At 33.5% G+C, this 895-nt stretch carries 1 pseudogene; it reads left to right on the top strand.

What is annotated here, in order from left to right:
• Window positions 1-624, top strand: a pseudogene (locus ACEYW6_RS36450) (ISLre2 family transposase); the annotation flags it as partial.
• Window positions 625-895: the final 271 nt, after the last annotated feature.

Raw genomic sequence — 895 nt, 5'->3', positions numbered from 1 at the left:
TATGAAGGATATAAAGCGCTTTTGGAGATTTTAGAAGCGGATTTAGTTGACTTGGGAATTAGTCAAGCAAAACAAGTCTTATTAATCGGGGATGGGGCGGAGTGGATCTGGATACATATTCCCCCACTTTTAGCAAGATTAGGATGCCCATTTGAAACTTATCAGCTATTTGATTTTTATCATGTTACGGAAAATATAAAAGTATTTGCAGACGCGGCTTTTAATGAAGAAGTACAGTCTAAAGAATGGTTTGTAAAAGTTAGAAATAGTTTAAAAAAAGGTAAAGCTAAATCCTTAATCAGCCAGATGGATGAATTGATTGCTGTAGCTACTGGAGAGCGGTGTAAGATTATGGTAGTTAAGCGGAATTATATTTTAGATGCTTATCGTAAAGGACGTTTAAATTACGATAAAGCAATACAGAAAAAATTACCTATTGGTAGTGGTGCAATTGAGAGTTTAATTCGCCAAGTTGTAAATTTAAGAATCAAGGGTAATAGTAAATTTTGGTTGAAAGAAAACGCAGAAATTATGTTACATTTGCGTTGTCAATGGATCGCTGGAAGTTGGGATAATTTTTGTGGTTCTATCTTTAATTCCTTTATTAAACCAAAAACTGCTTGATAAATTTTATACTTTAGTCCTGTCTTTAATTTACTTTTTGGCATAATTCATACTAAGTATAAAAGACTGATTGCAGATATTTTTATAAATAATCGTCAAATGACTTGCTAGCAATCTTTTTGAAATATTTCATCAAGATGAATTCTCGTGGCTATCAGCATATATTTAGTAAATAAAGTTACTTCTTACTTAGATTTGATTTTTGCGATGGCTGCGCCCGCCGAAGGCATCGCTTGTTTTTTACCGGATCTGACAAAACCGCATTGCTCCC

Origin of the sequence: Nostoc sp. UIC 10607, from assembly GCF_047228265.1 — a bacterium.
Lineage (GTDB): Bacteria > Cyanobacteriota > Cyanobacteriia > Cyanobacteriales > Nostocaceae > Nostoc > Nostoc foliaceum_A.
The sequence above is the reverse complement of the archived record's forward strand: the minus strand, read 5'-3'. Positions and strand labels throughout refer to the sequence as shown.